This is a genomic window from Burkholderia sp. Ac-20349, from assembly GCF_017104865.1.
GTDB classification, from domain to species: domain Bacteria; phylum Pseudomonadota; class Gammaproteobacteria; order Burkholderiales; family Burkholderiaceae; genus Burkholderia; species Burkholderia aenigmatica.
Genome location: NZ_JAAGPM010000038.1, coordinates 26,998 through 42,496 on the forward strand (window position 1 = coordinate 26,998; position 15,499 = coordinate 42,496).

Here is a 15,499-nt window from a genome sequence, read left to right on the forward strand (position 1 = left end):
CCAATGATCGTATGATTCGGAATCGAATGAACCAATCCGGAATCGTTTAATGAAACTCGCGATCGATCGCATCGCACGTGTTGCCGGTTACGTTGTTGCTGCGGCCTGCCTGGGTGGAAACGGGAGCCCGATATTCGCGGCCCCGACATCGAAGGGTCTGCCGGCCGCCACGGAAGCCAACTGGATACAGGCGGTCAAGCGGCATCGCACCAAGGATGGCGCGACGGTTGCCGAAGTGCTCGCCTATGCGGAAAAAATGCGGCCGCGCATCTTCAAGGCCGGACGATTCGACGTGGGTTACAACGGCGCGACCGGGGTTGCCAGCTCGGTTTCGATCGGCTACTGGATCGGATCGAAGCGTGCACCGGACGATGCGTTCGTCGATCTCGGCTATTCGATGTCGCCCGATGGCCGCGTGATGCCTGTCTCGCGCGACGAGCATACGGCAACGGCACTGGAGAACGGGCGGAAGGCATTTCTGCGTGCCGTCGACGACGCCTATCGGGACACATGCCTGTCCGATCCCGATCATCCGCCGGCATGCTGACAGGCATCGTTCACCACTGTCGTCACCCGATTTTCACGACCTGATACATGGCGGGTCACGTGCATTCATCGTTCGCATCGCGTTCACACCAGGTGCGTGTTCTGCGCGCGCCTGCTGTTCGGCGCGGAATCAGGCAACGGCGAGCCGTTGCGCGACACGCCACTCGGTGCCCGTGGTATTGAACGGCTGGAGCAGCCAGCGGCGCGCGGCGACCGTGTGCCGCTTTTGCGTCACGTATGCGTCGACGGAGAGTTCGAGCGCGTCGTCGTCGACGCGGGCGAGCGTGGCGGCCGCGCCCGATCCGTCGGCGAATTCGATCACGGCCGGATGCGGCTTCGCGGAACGCGGCGCGTCATCGTCGAAGGTCACGATGCTGCCGGGATACAGGTGCGAATGGGTTGCGCGTAGCAGCAGGGCGGTGGGCATGGCGGGCGCTCCGGGCGGCGTAGTGCGGCAGAGGCCGGTGACGGCTGACGGCCTTCATGAGCATGAGCATGCGTGGCGCATTCAGGTTTTCAATGATTTGAATACCGCCCGATTGACGTCACGGAATCATCGTTCGTAGAATCGCCGGTCAAGAACAACATCATTCCGAGAGAGGCGCTATGGTTGCGCACCGTATGGTCGTAGCGATTGAGCCATGAACCGACACCTTTGGGTGGTTGTGTTGCCCGTTCTGTTGTGTGCGTGCACGAAACGAGCGCCCCAGGCGACCTCATCGCCTGACATGGGTGCCGTGCGCGCCGATCTTGCGTTCACCTGCACGCATCAGGCGGACCGATTGCCGCCACTCGATCCGCAGGCCGACAGCCTGTTCCGTTACGCGCGATACCTGGAAAAGAAGAACGGCCCCAGGGACTTCAATGATGTTGCCCGCTACTACAGGATCGCAGCGGCGCACGATCATTACAAGGCCAACCAGAACCTGCAATCGCTTGTGTCACAGGGGTTGGCCAACTCCCCCGATGCGCCGGCCGAGGTTGTCGGCCTGGGCATGGAACTGGTCAAGCAAGGTATCCCGAGCGGCTACTACGATATCGGTCACGCTCTCGAGACAGGCTATGGTTTGAAGCAGGATGCCGAGGGCGCACTGCGCTACTTTCGCAAGGCGGCCGATCTTGGCAATCCAGAAGCCCAGTTCTATGTTGGAAACCTGCTGTTGCCCAACGATAAAGCGCCCGCTATCGCGAGACAAATGTTGGCCTGTGCAGCCGATCAAGGATCCGGTCAGGCTGCCAACTTGCTGGGTGTCGATCAAAAGACAGGGGGTTTGTATCCCGATGCTGCCAGGACCTTCCAGAAAGGGGTAAGCGCAGGCGATACCCTGTCTGCCTCGTTCCTGAGAGATGGATTCAAGGGACCGCCGCCGTCGAATCAGCTCGATTACCTCGCGCTGCAAAGCGATCCTGAACGGACCCGGCGATACGATCTGATCGGGAAATTTCTCGATGCCAACGATGGCCGCAACCCGACCGTACCCGACATCGACAAGATCGTTCCATTACCGCCCGCCAGGCTTCCGCCATGGGACGGCACGTTCCAGTGGCAAAAGGAACAGGATGCGGCCACGCCGCCGAAGCAACCGACGGACGCGCTCGTCAACGAGATGGCGAAGGCCAGGCATCTCGATCCGGCGACGGGGCTGCCGCTCCCGGGATCGGCAGACAACACCTCGCACACTGAGCAACCTGACAACGCCGCGTCCCGTCTGCCGTTGGGTACGGTGGTACGAGCCGGTCAACCCGGCCCGGAACAATTCACCTGACGGTCTGGCGCGACACCATTGACTGATCACTCCATTTACCCAGGAATCCCGATGACCTCACCCTCCCGGAAACTCTCGTTACCCGGCGCCGCCGCACTCATCGCAGCGGCCATTACCACGGCGCAGTTCCTGATCGTCCTCTACGTGTGGTCGACGAGGTCATCACCGTCCGTGGGGGTGCTGGCTGTGCAACTGTCCAGTTTCATCGAGAGCCTGGTATTTCGAACCGGCCTGGTCTTCCTGATCGTCCGATGGCACGGAGAGCATCGCGATCGGCTTGCATTCCGCCGTCCCGTGCGGCCGTTGACCGCCTACGCGTTATGCCTGCTGCTCTGGCAGGCCGCGCAGATACTGGTATACCAGGCGCTGACGGGACTGTTGGATAGCGGTGCCCTTAGCCTTGCGCAAATCGGGACGATCATCGCCCCGGTGCATGCCGTCCTCTATGCGCTGGTGGCCGGGCTGGCGTGGTGGTTCGTCGCCCACCTGTTCCGCAACGATGCGTTGCCCGGGGCGCCGCGCGGTAATCCACGACGGTCCATTGCGGGTGTCGCGGCCTGGCTGTATGCCAGCGCATTGCTGCTCTTCATGCCGCAAGCCGTGCTGATGTCGCTCAACTACTATGACGACAATCTCAAGCTCGTGATGTTGAACTATGTCGGAGGCCTGGTCATTTGCGCCGCGGTCGTCTTCGCCGGCGCGATGTTCGGCCTGCCGCGCGAACTCGGTCGGCTGCACGTCTGGCGTCTGCTGGGGGCGTCGCTCGCGTCGATGGTATCTGTATTGCTGGTGGCTTACGGGGTGCTGAGCGTGGTGGGCGATACGCTCGGGATAATCAGTTTGCTATCCGGAGTGATGCCGATCGTTGCTCTTGCCGGAACCGGCGTGGCCTACTGGGTATGGTTCCGCGTGTTCTATGCCGCTGCGCGTCGCGAGGCCGCCGAAACGTCACAACGCATGCCGTCTGCATGAAGGCTGCAAGCGGATCGATCTGCTCTCATCTTCTGACATCCCTGGAACGGTCTGATCGAGGTCGCTTGATGCCGATAGCGGTGATCTACAGGATTATTTTTGCAGCCCTGGCGCTGTTCGTGTCGAGCGTACATGCGGAGGGCCTGCCTGCTTCGACTGTCAGGTCATCGGCTGAGACGTCGGATCTTCCGCGCGACGAAAAGCTGCCGTTGTTCGATCCGCATCGAAAGCGCTTCACGTGCGTTCATCAGGATCGGCACGTGCCGCCGATCGATCCTCAGGCCGAGTTATGGTTCCAGCAGGCGCTGGCACTCGACAATCCTGACGTCTACTACGAGCAACGCGACTATCCGAAGATCTACCAGCTCTACGTTCAGGCTGCCGATCGTGGGCACTGGAAAGCGATGCTCAATCTCGCGTCGCTGATTCGAAGCAATTATCCCGGCGTGCCTCGACATGATCCGGAAGCCGCGATCAGGTGGGTTGAGAAAGCGATGCAGTTGGGTGTGCCCGATGCCTACGACATGATGGGCACCTATCACCAGAGCGGGTTGGTCAAGGGCGGTGATGCGACCCGTGCCTACGCGTTTTTTCAACGGGCTGCGGATATGGGCAGTCCATCGGCTCAGACGTTTCTCGGTTTCAAGATGAGCGGCAGCTACGACAGTCCGGACGGGGAATTCTGGGGAAACGCGGCTATTGGCATGGAAATGCTGCAATGTGCGCTCGCTCAAGGTGATGGCGATGCCGCTTACGATTTGGGGGGCTTGTATAAAGGAGCGACACCCGAGTCAAAACTGCAGGCACTCAAAGTTTTGCACGAGGGTGTCAAGCTGGGATGCGCGAAGTGTGCGAAAGATCTGGCATCGGAGTTTCGTGGATTTGATCTGACCAGCGGCAATAACCTTGTGGGCCAGATCGACACGGCACGCGCCGAACGCTATTTCAGGTTGGGGGAAGCACTTGAGCACGCGCAAGGCCGCCTGAAACTGCCAAACCTCGACAAGGTTCTCCCACTGCCACCCGCCCCCCTGCCCAAGTGGGACGGGAATGCGAAAACATTGATCGATGCCGTGTTGATCGCGAGCCCGCCAACCTGAAACGACACGATCTCAAGAACGAATCATGCGGAAGACCATGCCGATACGCACGTGCATCGCGATGCTTGCGATCGCTACGGGCCTGGGCGCGACCGGCGCGCACGCAAAAAACGCGGTGGACTGCGCACAGCTCAACGCGGCAACCAGTGGCCCGGACGACAACTTCCGGCCGCCGGCGTCCGGCGCGATCGTCGGTGTGGGGCGCGCGTATTTCTACTCGGCGCCCGATGCGCAATGCATGACGAAGCGAACCTTCCTCATTCCCGGCGATTGGGTCACGGTCTACAAGTCGCACGGACGTTGGTACAACATCATGTACATGAACGGCAAGAGCGGCGAAGACTTCGAAGGCTGGGTCGAGCAGGGCCGCGTGCGTATCGACGGTCAGGATGGCGCGCAGTAGCCGTCGGCGCGTAAGCGTCGGCGGCAACGCCGCTACACCGACACCGACGCGAAATTCTGCTTCAAATGCTCGACACGCTGCGGACGCTGATACAGATAGCCCTGCGCGTACTGAATCCCGACGGCATGCAGCGCGCGATGTTGCGCTTCCGTTTCCACGCCCTCCGCGATGATCTTCAGGTCGTAGTGATGCGCAACGGTCGCGATCCCCTCGATCAACCCCGCGTTGCCGCCGTTCAGCGGCGACACGAACTGGCGATCGATCTTCACGTAGTCGAACGGAAAGCGCGACAGCATGTCGAGATTGCTGTGATGCGTGCCGAAATCGTCGATCGCGAACTTCGCGCCTTTCGCTCGCAGCGCATGGAAGATCGCGGTGGTTCGCGCGTTCTTTTCGAGCAGGATGCGCTCGGTGACTTCGAGCACCAGCGTAAAGCCCGGCGGCAGCGCGCGAATTGCCTCCTCGACGACGGACACGAACTGCGTGCGCTCGAGGTCCTTCGGCGCGATGTTGATGGCGATGCGCAGCGGCATGGCCGGCGTCAGCGCGGACAGTTCCGACACGGCTGTCCGCAGCACGAATTCCGTCACTTTCGGCAGCACCGCGCTCGATTCGACCTGCGGGATGAACACGGCCGGGCTGATGGCCCCCCACTTGGGATGCTGCCAGCGCAGCAGCGCCTCGACGCCGACGGTCCTGCGCGTCTCGACATCGACGATCGACTGGTACACGACATGAAGTTCGTCGCGCCTGAGTGCGTTGCGGACGGCCTTCAGCAGCAGGCGGCGCGGCGCCATCGCCAGCAGGTAGGCCGCCATCACGAGGCCATCCGCCAGCAGCACGATCGTGATGCCGATCAGCCGGTAGTGGTGCTGGACTTGCGACGCATAGTGCGCGGAGGCGGCAACCGACACCGTGAACGGCCAGCGGGGCGACGCGATCGTGCTGCCGCCTGCGGGTTCCGCGGCCGATTCCGGCGTGAACGTCCCGTGTTGATCGAGATGGCCCGAACCCGCGATCGACAGCGTCGCGGTTTCCGTCCCGTAGCGGGCGCCGTGCGCGAGCGCGTCGGCCACATAGTCGCCTTCGATCAGGTAGAGCACGCCCGCGCCGGGCGCGATGGCGTAAAACACGGGCAGCACCGGGATGCCTTGCTGGAATGGCGTCTGGCGCAACAGCGTGACGAGCGTCGAGCCCGGTTCCGGTTCGTGTGTGTAGGCGCCGAGCGGCAGGTCGATCGCCCCCAGCGCGGACGAGCACATGACGCGGCCGTCGTTCACCAGCGCGACGGCGCGCAGGTAGCGCAGGCGCGTGCCGATCTCGGCGAGGGTCCGGAATACCGTCGGGCATGGCCGCCCGACGAGCGCGGTGAGTTCGTCCACGTGTCGCAGGCGGGCACCGTCGAGGATGCGATCCACCGATGCCACGATGTCGTTCGCGATCACGCGTTCATGCTGGGTGACGGTATCGCGCGCGTAGCGGTCGGCAACCACGATTGCGCATGCCGGCACGAGCACGCAAACGATTACGGCGACGCAAAAGACGACTCGCGGCCACGCGCCGCTGCGCTGGAAAACGGGCTTCGAGCCTGGCGTGAACGCCAACATTCCCGCGGTCGCCTTTGGTGTTGTGTGTATGAAGCAGCCAGTCGAACCGGTCGATCCACCCACGTCGCGCATGCGTCATGCCGGGTTCGGGCAAGGTGGTGTGCGCGCCGGGTTCGCGATGCGATCGATTCTACGGTCGCGACGGGCATCTGCGGCAGCCCCGTCGCAATCGGCCATGTATTCCGGAGGCTGGCCGCTATAAACATGTGCATGCAGCGCATGGTTATCGACGTAGCACACCGAAAAAACCCCCGGCCGCAGGGTCGTGCGGCCGGGACGAAAAAACACCGTCTCTTGGCACGAGGATGGTGCGCGGCAAGTATAAGATGTGACGAGAGATTGTGAAATATTGTTATTCAACAATTGGTGTAGTTTTGTCATTGTGTCTCGACGAGAAACATTCCTGCGAAATGTTGTTTTCGTCGGCCTGCCGCCGGCTTGCAAGCGGTCACCGCGCGTCACGGTCGCGCGTCTCGCCGGAGCGTTGAGATGGAAGAAAACACCGTGCCCACGGTCGTCGTGACCGACGGCGCAGCCGCAACCGACGGCGGCTCGCTGTGGATCCGGATTGCCGTGAACGGGCAAGCCCACAACTACCTGCTCGATCGCGCGCTCGCTTCACGCGGGACGCCGCGCTACAACACCATCAGTGGTGCGCACGGGCCACTTTCGAAAGCTGAACGAAAGATATTGCTCGCGCTGCTGCGCCGCCTTGCCGACCCCGTGATGTGTGCCGGCATCGTCGGCACGTTCGTGCAGGTGCTGCAGGAATCTGGCGGTGAATGAACGATGCGGTCGCGATGCATCGCGCGAGCCGCGAGTCAGAAATCGTTGCGCATCTTGCGGAGCAGATCGCCGGCCGACTGGTGCGTGTCCACCGCGGTGAGGACATCGGTCAGGAACCACGGCAGGTTCAGTTGCGTATTGGAATCGCCGACGCACACGCGGATCGGCGGCGCCTTCGACGGCGAGCGGGCGTCGGGTGTGGCATCGCGGGACGGGACGCAGTTTTTCGCGTGCGCTTGAACGGGAGCCGGCTCGGCGCCGCCGGATGTTGCGCCGGCGGCTGCCGGCAAGCTGATGGCGGCAAGCAGGGTCAGGACAGCGACAGGGGCAACGCGTTTCATGGGATTCTCCGGCGATGCTCGTTCGACCGCGCGGGCGGACGCGAGTTCGTCGGCGGCAGGGTGGCCATGGTGGCGCGCCGCGCTCAGCCGCGCGCGACGTTCGCTGCTCGCGCAGGCTGCCGGCTGCGCCACTGCTGCGGCGATTCGCCGGTCCAGCGCCGAAAGGCGCGCGTAAAGGCGCTGTGTTCCGAATAGCCGAGCAGCCACGCGACTTCCGCGAGCGTCAGCCGCGGATCGTTCAGGTGGTCGATCGCGAGCCGCCGCCGCGTGTCCTCGCGCAGTATCCGGAAGTTGAGGCCGAGTTCGGCAAGCCGTCGATGCAGCGTGCGCGACGACACGTGCAGATCCGACGCGATCTGTTCGATGCTCGCTTCGCCTTGCGTCAGCAGGCGCGCGACGGCTTCGCGCACCGACTGTTCGAGATCGTCCGTCTGGCGTAGCTCGGCAAGCAGCGCACTCGCCTGGCGTTCCATCATCTGCAGTAGCGCGTCGTCCGGTTGGCGCAGCGGCTGCGTGAGCAGGTGCAACGGGAACGCGAGCCGGTTCACCGGCTGGCCGAACCGCACCGGGCAGCCGAAGTAATCGGCATACGGCTGCTCGTTGGCGGGCGACGGGTGCACGAAGCAGACCTCGTCGGGCCCGTGACGCGTGCCGGTGATGTTGCGCGCGAACTGGACGATGGCCGTCAGCGCGACTTCATCGACGAGCGGGCCGAGCGGTTCGGGCGCGTCGTGCCATTCGATCGCGACCGAGGCCGCCTCGACCCGCACTTCCATGCGCGCGACGTTCGCGATCAGGTGTTCGTATTGCTGCCAGCGTGCGAGTGCGGCGCCGGCATCGCGGCACGCATGCAGCGCGTAGCCGAGCGCACCGAGGTGGGCGGGCGTGATCCGCTGGCCAACGTGCAGGCCGAGCAGCGGATCGTCGAGCGCGCGCACCGCGCATTCGAGCAGGCGCCGCCAGTGCGCGCTCGCGTACAGCGTGAGCCCGCGGTCGTCCTCGGGCGGCCGCGCCTCGCCGAGCACACGCGCGGCATCCTTGCCCTGCTCGGACAGATAGTCGAACAGCAGCCGCACGTAGGTGCTCGAGTAGTAGACGCGCTGCGTCGATAGCGGGGAGGCGGCGGGCATGGCGGAAAGTGTCAAGTAATCGTCCGCAAGTGTCAACGCGGGGCGACCCGTGCGCGACCATACTGCCGGTCAGTTCTTGATCGAGGCCGCGACCATGCCGACCGAGTTGATGACGTGGCTCCACGCGTTCCTGGGGAACGACGTGGACTGGAAGCAGGTGCTGCTGATCGGCATGACGCCGGTCTTCCTGATCGCGTTCGCGATCGAATACGCGGTGATGACCGGGCGCGGCCGTCGCGAGCCGTTTCGCTGGAAGGAGATCGTCGCGAACCTGTCGCTCGGCGCCGGCTATCAGGTGGCCGAGACCGTGATGGGGCTCCTGTTCACGGGCGCGATCTTCGCGTGGGTTTACCGGCACCGCTGGTTCGACGTGCCGGTGAACGGCTTCACGATCGTGCCGATCTTCGTCGTCGTGGAGTTCTGCTACTACTGGTTTCACCGCACGTCGCACCGCGTGCGCTGGTTCTGGGCCGCGCACGTGCCGCATCACAGCGGCGAAGTGATGAACTTCACGACGGCGATGCGGCAGTCGTTGCTGAACGCGTTCGTCGGCGTGTTCGTGTTCTATCTGCCGCCGGTCTGGTTCGGCATCCCGCCCGCCGTCGTGCTGTTCCTGCTCGCCGTCGATCTCGCGTACCAGTACTTCGTGCATACCGAAGCGATCGGGCGGCTGCCGCGCTGGTACGAATACGTGTTCGACACGCCGTCGAACCACCGCGCGCATCATGGCCGCAATCCGCGTTACATCGACAAGAATTACGGCGGCGTGCTGATCGTCTTCGATCGCCTGTTCGGCACGTATGTCGAGGAAACGGAACCGGTCGACTACGGGATCACGCAGCAGATTCGTTCGTACAACTTCCTGGTGCTGAACCTGCACGAATTCGTCGACATGTGGCGCGACGTGTTCGCGCCCGGGCCCGTCCTGCAGCGGCTGAAACATCTGTGGATGCCACCCGAGTGGGAGCGGCCGGGGCATCGGCCGATTCATACGTGGAGTGTCGAGCGCAAGGGCGAGGACGCGACTGCGGCAGCAGCGCGCGCCATGCCTGACGGGGAGGCGCTGGCGCCAGGGCGCAAGATCGTACAAGCCACCCGCACGCGATCCGGCTAACCTGCGAGCTTTCCTCGGTGAAAGGCACGGCGGGCGATGACGAAGAAAGTATTCTGGGACGATCCGTACCGGACCACGCTGGATACCGTCGTGAGCCACGTCGACGGCGCTCGCGTGCGGGTGGACGCGACCATCTTCTTTGCGTTTTCGGGCGGGCAGGAAAGCGACGCGGGGTCGCTCGGCCGCTTTCCGGTCATCCAGGCCGACAAGCAGGGCCTCGATATCGTCTATACGCTACCGCACGATCATTCGCTGCGCGTCGGCGATCGCGTGACCTGGCGCATCGACTGGACGCGCCGTTACCGGCTGATGCGTCTGCACTTTGCGGCCGAAATGGTGTTGCAGCTGGTCTATCGGCTCCGGCCCGGCATCGAGCGCATCGGTGCGCACATCGGGCAGGACAAGGCGCGCATCGACTTCGCGAGTGACACGAGCGTGGCGCCGCTGTTTCCCGAGATCGAATCGGCCGCGGCCGATCTGTCGATGCGCGACCTGCGTATCGTGACCGACTTCAGCGATGTCGACGCGCAGCGCCGATACTGGACGGTCGACGGCTTCGCGACGATGGCGTGCGGCGGCACGCACCCGGCCTCGACCGGCGAGATCGGCATGCTGACGCTCAAGCGCAGGAATACCGGGAAGGGCAAGGAGCGGATCGAGGTCATGCTGGTCGAGCCGGAGAGGGCCGGCGGGCAGCGGGGCGAGTGGATTGCGTGACCCGCTGCCCGCGTCACCTCACAGATACCCGTAACACTGCTTCAACCCCGCGTAGTCGTAGAAGTGACTGCCCGGCGCGAGTTTCGCGCCGTCGCACGCGGCCTGGAAATCCGTTTCGCGCTCGTTGTACAGCATCTTCACGATGAGGCGCGATCCGTTGCGATAGACATCCCATTGCATGTTCGCGGCCATCGGCGACACTTGATCGCCGCGCCACGGATTGTTCGCATACGTGTAGGTCTGCGCCTGCGGTGTCGGCACGAACACGTTCTTCAGGTTCATGATCGACGCAAACGGAATCACGATCTCCGCATGCGTGAAGCGCAGCTTCGCGGCGCGGGTCAGGTCGCCACGCGCGATTGCATCGACTTCGCCGAAGAAATCGTCCTGCAGCACCTTCGCCATCCGGTACGTGACGGGGTTCGCCTCCTGGATGCCGGGGCCCTTCTGGTAGTAGTCCTCGGCATCCTGTAGATACGCGAGATACTGCGCCTGTTCCGCGCCGATGTACTTCTCCATCGTGACGCCGCCGGTTTCCGCAGTCATTGCGGGCGCGACCTGCAGCAGGTTGTACAGCACGTTCACCGCATCGACGGCCGTCGCGATCTTCGTCTTGCCGTCGCCCTTCAACGTGTTGGTGAACTTGCCGTCCGCCGACGTGAACGCATAGGTGCCTGTGTTCGCGAACGTGTAGCCGTCGGTGCCGAGCTTCGCGACGAAGGCCTGCGACACGAGCGCGGACAGCACCGTTTGTGCGACATCGGCTGCCTTCGGCGCAGCCTTGATCGCGTTGAGCTTCGCCGTCACCGTCTCGTCGTTCGAATAGGCCTGGTATGCCTGGCTCGCCTGGTAGGTCGCGTAGTACGGATTGGCGGTATCGGTCACGAGATCGGTGGCCGGCTTCAGCGAATGGAAATACAGCAGGAAGCGGTTGGTGCCGGCCGGCTGCGCGACCGGCGCGTTCGCCGGATAGCCGGACGGCGCGGCCGGCAGCGTGATCGCCGGGGCCAGCGCGGGCTGCGCGGCCACGAGTGCCGCGGAGAAATAGGTCGAGCTGTCGACCGCACGATCCTGGCCCGAGTTGATGACGACGACCTGCTGGTTGCCGGCCGCGAACAGTGCGGGCAGCCGCTGTGCGAGACGCGCGGCGAGCTGCTGGTGTTCGCGGATGCCGGTTTGCGTGAGGTTGCCGTACCCCGGCGTCGAGATGCCGGACACGCCATATCCGAGCAGCGCATTGGCCTTCATCATCGCGACCGTGTCGGCCTTCAACTGCGCGCCGAGCGCGGTCAGCGCGCCGTCGGCCTCGGCCTTGACCAGCATCGCGTAGATCGCGCCGTCGTACTTGAAGCCCGACAGCCCGCGCGAGCCGTGGCGCGCGACGAGTTCGGTATAGACAGGCGCGTAACCGGCGGGCGGCGCTTCGTACGTCGCGGCGTCCTGCTGCGGACGGTACGGCGTCTTCGTCTGGTAGTAAGTCGCGGGTGTCGGCGTGGGCTGGGGTTGCGGCTGCGGTGCCGGCGTCGAATCGCTGTTGTCGGCAGAAGCCGCGGGCGGTGTCGAGTCGTCCCCACCGCAAGCGGCGAGCAGCAGGCAGGTGATCGCGAGGGCGGTGGCGGTGCGGGTCGGGCGTGTCATCGTGGCGTGCAACGGGCGGGACGATGCGGGTTCGCGTCGTCCCGTCTCCGGGAGTGATCGGTCAAGCCCGGAAGTGTTGCAAGCGACTTTGACAGCAGAATGTCAGGATTCGGTCGGGCAATCGTCGGATTGCCGCCGGATCGCTGAAGGCCGGCCACCGCCGGCCCGTGTGCCGGCGTTCAGTGCAGGCCGGCCGATGCGATCGAGCGCACGGTGTCGGTGATGTTCACGCAGCGCGACAGCCCGAAATGCTCGGCTTCGCGGCGCTCCGGTTCGCTGCTCGCGATCGCCACCGCGCGTTCGGGCGGCACGCCGAGTGCCTGCAGCGCGACGTCGAAAGGATGCTGATTTGATCCGGAGTCCTGCTGATTGGCGTCCGTGACGACGACCGAGAAGCGGTCGAGGTTCGCGCGGCCGAACTGGCCTTCGAACATGTCGCTGAGCCGAGCGGCCGGCAGCGTCGTGACGAGACCGAGTCGATATCCTTCTTCCGATGCTCGGTCGAGCCACTGGATGATCGCGTCGCGTTGATGGCGCGATTCGTGCGAGTCCGGTGTTGCTTCGATTTGCGCGAATGCTGCGTCGAGACGGGTGACGATGGCTTCGATAACCACGGTGATTCCTCTTCAGAGACGTGATGATCCGTTCGCCGACGGGGATGCCACACACCTTAGCGTCGATCCGGAAAACGCGACTAATTAATATTTTTATCCGACCCATACGATTTGGCTAATGAATCGGGTGGCGAACCAATGTGGGCGCGGGATGCGTGTCGCACGTCGTATTCCGTGCGAACGGCATCGTATCGACGGTCTTCGATGTGATGCACCAGATTCGCGCACGCAGTGAATGCGTCGCACCGTGCATGTGCATCCAAAAAAAACGGCATACCGGGCGATGCACGCCCGATATGCCGTCTTGCGATGCTGCGCGCGAACCGGCGCGATCAGTGCAGCTTGATCGACGGCTGGTTGCGGCTTTGCAGCCAGTGACTCAGCGACTGGAACAGCGCGCGCTTCACGCCGACCACGCTGAACAGGTGCTTGCGATACAGGAACTTGTACAGGCCGATCGCGGCGAGCCCGTCGACGATCAGCGAGCGCGAACGCCCGCGGAGGTCGGCCTGGTACACGGCGCCCGCATGCCCGAGCGACACGACGGTGCCCGCATCGTGGAACGTGAAGCCGGCCACCGGCTTGCCGGCGACGCGGCGCGCGAACGCGTTGACCAGGTACACGGCCTGCTGGTACGCGACCTGCGCGCGCGGCGGCAGGAAGCCGCTCGCGCCGGCCGTCGGGCATGCGGCGCAGTCGCCGAACGCATACACGTGCGGGTCGTCCGGCGTCTGCAGCGTATCGGTCACGATCACCTGGTTCGAACGGTTGAGCGCGATGTCGCCGATCTCCCGCAGGATCGCGGGGCCCGCCACGCCGGCCGCCCAGATCGTGATGTCGCTTGCAAGCCGTTCGCCGGTCGCGGTCGTCACGGCGTCCGCGTCGACTTCGGCCACGCGTGTATCGGTCAGCACGTCGACGTTCAGCGCGCGAAGCTGCGCGTGCATCTTGCCGGACAGCCGCTCGTCGAGCGCCGGCAGGATACGCGGGCCGCCTTCGATCAGCCGGATGTGCACGTCGCGCGCGGACACCAGCGCCTTGAAGCGGTACGTCGTCAGCTGCTGGATCGCGTGCCGCAGCGCGGCGGCCAGCTCGACACCCGTCGCGCCCGCACCGATCACGTTGATGCAGATCGGCGCCGCGCGCTGCGCGGGCTGCTGCTCGGCCAGGTGATTCGCCTTCGTGCACGCCGCGAGGAACTTCCGGCGGAAATCCTCGGCCTGGTCGAGGTTTTCGAGCGGCAGTGCATGGCGCGCCGCGCCCGGCACGTTGAAGAAGTTCGTCACGCTGCCGACGGCGAGCACGAGGTCGTCATAGCCGAGCTCGCGCTGCGGCAGGATCTCCGTGCCGTCCGCGTCCTGCACGGCCGCGATCGTCGCCGTGCGTGCGGCGCGGTCCACCCGCTGCAGTGCGCCCTGTACGAAACGGAACCCGTGGCGCTTCGCTTGCGCCGCGTATTCGATCGTGTGGGACGCCGGGTCGCGATGGCCCGATGCGGCTTCGTGCAGCAGCGGCTTCCAGAAGTGCGTCGGATAGCGGTCGACGAGCACGACTTCGGCTTGCCCGCGGCGTCCGACGGTATCGCCGAGACGCGTGGCGAGGTGCAGGCCGCCGGCGCCGCCGCCGACGATCACGATGCGCGGCAGGCGCGGTGCGCGGTCCGTTGCAAGGTTGGGCGTGGTGTTGTCCATGGTGGGCTCCCGCTAGATGACGATTCGGATGACATTGCTCAAGAACCGACGATATAGTTTCGAACCCACTCGAACAATTTAATGTTTATAAGCGACTCATATGTATTCACTTATAGGAAAGACCGCGACGTTTCGGCAACTGAAGGCGCTGGACATGATTGCGCGGCTCGGCAGCGTGTCGCGGGCGGCCGAGGAGCTGAACCTGACGCAGCCGGCCGTGTCGCTGCAGGTTCGCCTGCTCGAGGAGGCGGTGGGCGCCGCGTTGCTGCAGCGGGTGGGGCGTGGCGTGCAGCTGACCGCGGCCGGCGAGATCGTGTCGCGCTATGCGCGCGAGATCCTGCATTTGTGGACCGAGGCCGGCGACGAAGTGGCCGCGTTGACGGGCGATCTGGGCGGCACGCTGCGGATCGGCGCGATCACGACGGCCGAATACCTGATTCCGCCGCTGCTCGTGAAATTCACCGCGACGCGCCCGCATGTGAAGACGTACTTCAAGGTCGGCAATCGCGACGACATCATCCGCATGCTCGCCACGCATGAAATCGATCTCGCGGTGATGGGCAGCGCGCCGAAGGAGCTGCGCACGCACGCGGTCGAGTTCGCGAAGCATCCGATGGTGTTCGTCGCGGCGCCCGGCCATCCGCTGATGCAGCGCAAGCGCGTCGCGCTGAAGGATCTCGAATCCGCGCACCTGCTCGTGCGCGAACGCGGCGCGGGCACGCGCTCGACCGTCGAGAGCCTGTTCAAGACGGCCGGCTACCGCTTCCATGTGGGCTCCGAACTGTCGAGCAACGAGGCCATCAAGCAGATGGCCGAAGCCGGGCTCGGCATCGCGTTCCTGTCGTTGCACGCGTGTGCACTCGAACTGCGCGCGGGGCTGCTCGGGCAACTGCCGTTCCCCGGCAACCCGATCGAGCGCGAATGGTATGTGGTCACGCTCGCCGACCGGCGGATCTCGCAGGTCACGGGGTTGTTCCGCGATTTCCTGATCAAGCAGGGCGCGCCGGTGATCGACGGCGCGACGGTGGCGCCGCACGAGCGGCGGCGCAAGTAGGCGGCGCACTGGATCGAACG

At 64.5% G+C, this 15,499-nt stretch carries 15 protein-coding genes and 1 pseudogene; 9 read left to right on the forward strand and 7 right to left on the reverse strand.

Annotated elements, in window-relative coordinates; translation table 11 throughout:
- Positions 1-49 precede the first annotated feature (49 nt).
- Positions 50-547, forward strand: a complete 498-nt coding sequence (locus G3N61_RS15100; RefSeq protein WP_089453949.1) for a hypothetical protein — start codon at positions 50-52, stop codon at positions 545-547.
- Between the two features lie 129 nt (positions 548-676).
- On the opposite strand, the gene G3N61_RS15105 is transcribed toward G3N61_RS15100, so the two are convergent.
- On the reverse strand, positions 677-973 hold the full coding sequence (locus G3N61_RS15105; protein WP_089453948.1) for a hypothetical protein: 297 nt from the start codon (positions 971-973) through the stop codon (positions 677-679).
- A gap of 301 nt (positions 974-1,274) precedes the next feature.
- On the opposite strand from G3N61_RS15105, the gene G3N61_RS15110 reads away from it, so the two are divergent.
- The 4 genes and pseudogenes from G3N61_RS15110 to G3N61_RS15125 all read left to right on the forward strand — a co-directional run bounded on the left by G3N61_RS15110 (position 1,275) and on the right by G3N61_RS15125 (position 4,787).
- On the forward strand, positions 1,275-2,312 hold the full coding sequence (locus G3N61_RS15110; RefSeq protein ID WP_346778572.1) for a sel1 repeat family protein: 1,038 nt from the start codon (positions 1,275-1,277) through the stop codon (positions 2,310-2,312).
- Positions 2,313-2,363: 51 nt separating this feature from the next.
- Positions 2,364-3,284 (forward strand): hypothetical protein, encoded by a 921-nt coding sequence (locus G3N61_RS15115; protein WP_205822910.1) that lies wholly within the window; start codon positions 2,364-2,366, stop codon positions 3,282-3,284.
- 68 nt (positions 3,285-3,352) lie between these two features.
- Positions 3,353-4,357: pseudogene (locus tag G3N61_RS15120) on the forward strand (tetratricopeptide repeat protein); the annotation flags it as partial.
- A gap of 52 nt (positions 4,358-4,409) precedes the next feature.
- The gene (locus G3N61_RS15125) at positions 4,410-4,787 is read left to right on the forward strand and encodes a hypothetical protein (protein ID WP_205822876.1); all 378 of its coding nucleotides are present in this window, start codon (positions 4,410-4,412) and stop codon (positions 4,785-4,787) included.
- 32 nt (positions 4,788-4,819) lie between these two features.
- Here G3N61_RS15125 and G3N61_RS15130 read toward each other — a convergent pair whose 3' ends face one another.
- A complete protein-coding gene (locus G3N61_RS15130) occupies positions 4,820-6,394 on the reverse strand; it encodes an EAL domain-containing protein (protein ID WP_205822878.1) in 1,575 nt (524 codons plus the stop codon).
- 489 nt (positions 6,395-6,883) lie between these two features.
- Between G3N61_RS15130 and G3N61_RS15135 the strand changes: the two genes are divergently transcribed.
- Complete coding sequence (locus G3N61_RS15135; RefSeq protein ID WP_043178997.1) at positions 6,884-7,180, forward strand: hypothetical protein; 297 nt, start codon at positions 6,884-6,886, stop codon at positions 7,178-7,180.
- Between the two features lie 35 nt (positions 7,181-7,215).
- On the opposite strand, the gene G3N61_RS15140 is transcribed toward G3N61_RS15135, so the two are convergent.
- Both G3N61_RS15140 and G3N61_RS15145 read right to left on the reverse strand, forming a co-directional pair.
- The gene (locus tag G3N61_RS15140; protein WP_089454082.1) at positions 7,216-7,521 is read right to left on the reverse strand and encodes a hypothetical protein; all 306 of its coding nucleotides are present in this window, start codon (positions 7,519-7,521) and stop codon (positions 7,216-7,218) included.
- A gap of 83 nt (positions 7,522-7,604) precedes the next feature.
- Entirely contained in the window at positions 7,605-8,666 is a 1,062-nt protein-coding gene (locus tag G3N61_RS15145; RefSeq protein ID WP_241017750.1) for an AraC family transcriptional regulator, read from the reverse strand.
- Positions 8,667-8,745: 79 nt separating this feature from the next.
- On the opposite strand from G3N61_RS15145, the gene G3N61_RS15150 reads away from it, so the two are divergent.
- The gene (locus G3N61_RS15150; RefSeq protein WP_205822908.1) at positions 8,746-9,765 is read left to right on the forward strand and encodes a sterol desaturase family protein; all 1,020 of its coding nucleotides are present in this window, start codon (positions 8,746-8,748) and stop codon (positions 9,763-9,765) included.
- Between the two features lie 36 nt (positions 9,766-9,801).
- On the forward strand, positions 9,802-10,482 hold the full coding sequence (locus G3N61_RS15155; RefSeq protein ID WP_205822880.1) for an alanyl-tRNA editing protein: 681 nt from the start codon (positions 9,802-9,804) through the stop codon (positions 10,480-10,482).
- 18 nt (positions 10,483-10,500) lie between these two features.
- Here G3N61_RS15155 and G3N61_RS15160 read toward each other — a convergent pair whose 3' ends face one another.
- The 3 genes from G3N61_RS15160 to G3N61_RS15170 form a co-directional block, all read right to left on the reverse strand.
- On the reverse strand, positions 10,501-12,120 hold the full coding sequence (locus G3N61_RS15160; protein WP_205822882.1) for a histidine-type phosphatase: 1,620 nt from the start codon (positions 12,118-12,120) through the stop codon (positions 10,501-10,503).
- 179 nt (positions 12,121-12,299) lie between these two features.
- Positions 12,300-12,734 carry a phosphatase gene (locus G3N61_RS15165; protein ID WP_043178987.1) on the reverse strand — a complete coding sequence of 145 codons (435 nt, stop codon included), beginning with the start codon at positions 12,732-12,734 and terminating at the stop codon, positions 12,300-12,302.
- Positions 12,735-13,066: 332 nt separating this feature from the next.
- On the reverse strand, positions 13,067-14,425 hold the full coding sequence (locus G3N61_RS15170; protein ID WP_043178986.1) for an NAD(P)/FAD-dependent oxidoreductase: 1,359 nt from the start codon (positions 14,423-14,425) through the stop codon (positions 13,067-13,069).
- A 100-nt stretch (positions 14,426-14,525) separates the two neighbouring features.
- Between G3N61_RS15170 and G3N61_RS15175 the strand changes: the two genes are divergently transcribed.
- Positions 14,526-15,479, forward strand: a complete 954-nt coding sequence (locus tag G3N61_RS15175) for a LysR family transcriptional regulator (protein WP_043178984.1) — start codon at positions 14,526-14,528, stop codon at positions 15,477-15,479.
- Positions 15,480-15,499 lie beyond the last annotated feature (20 nt).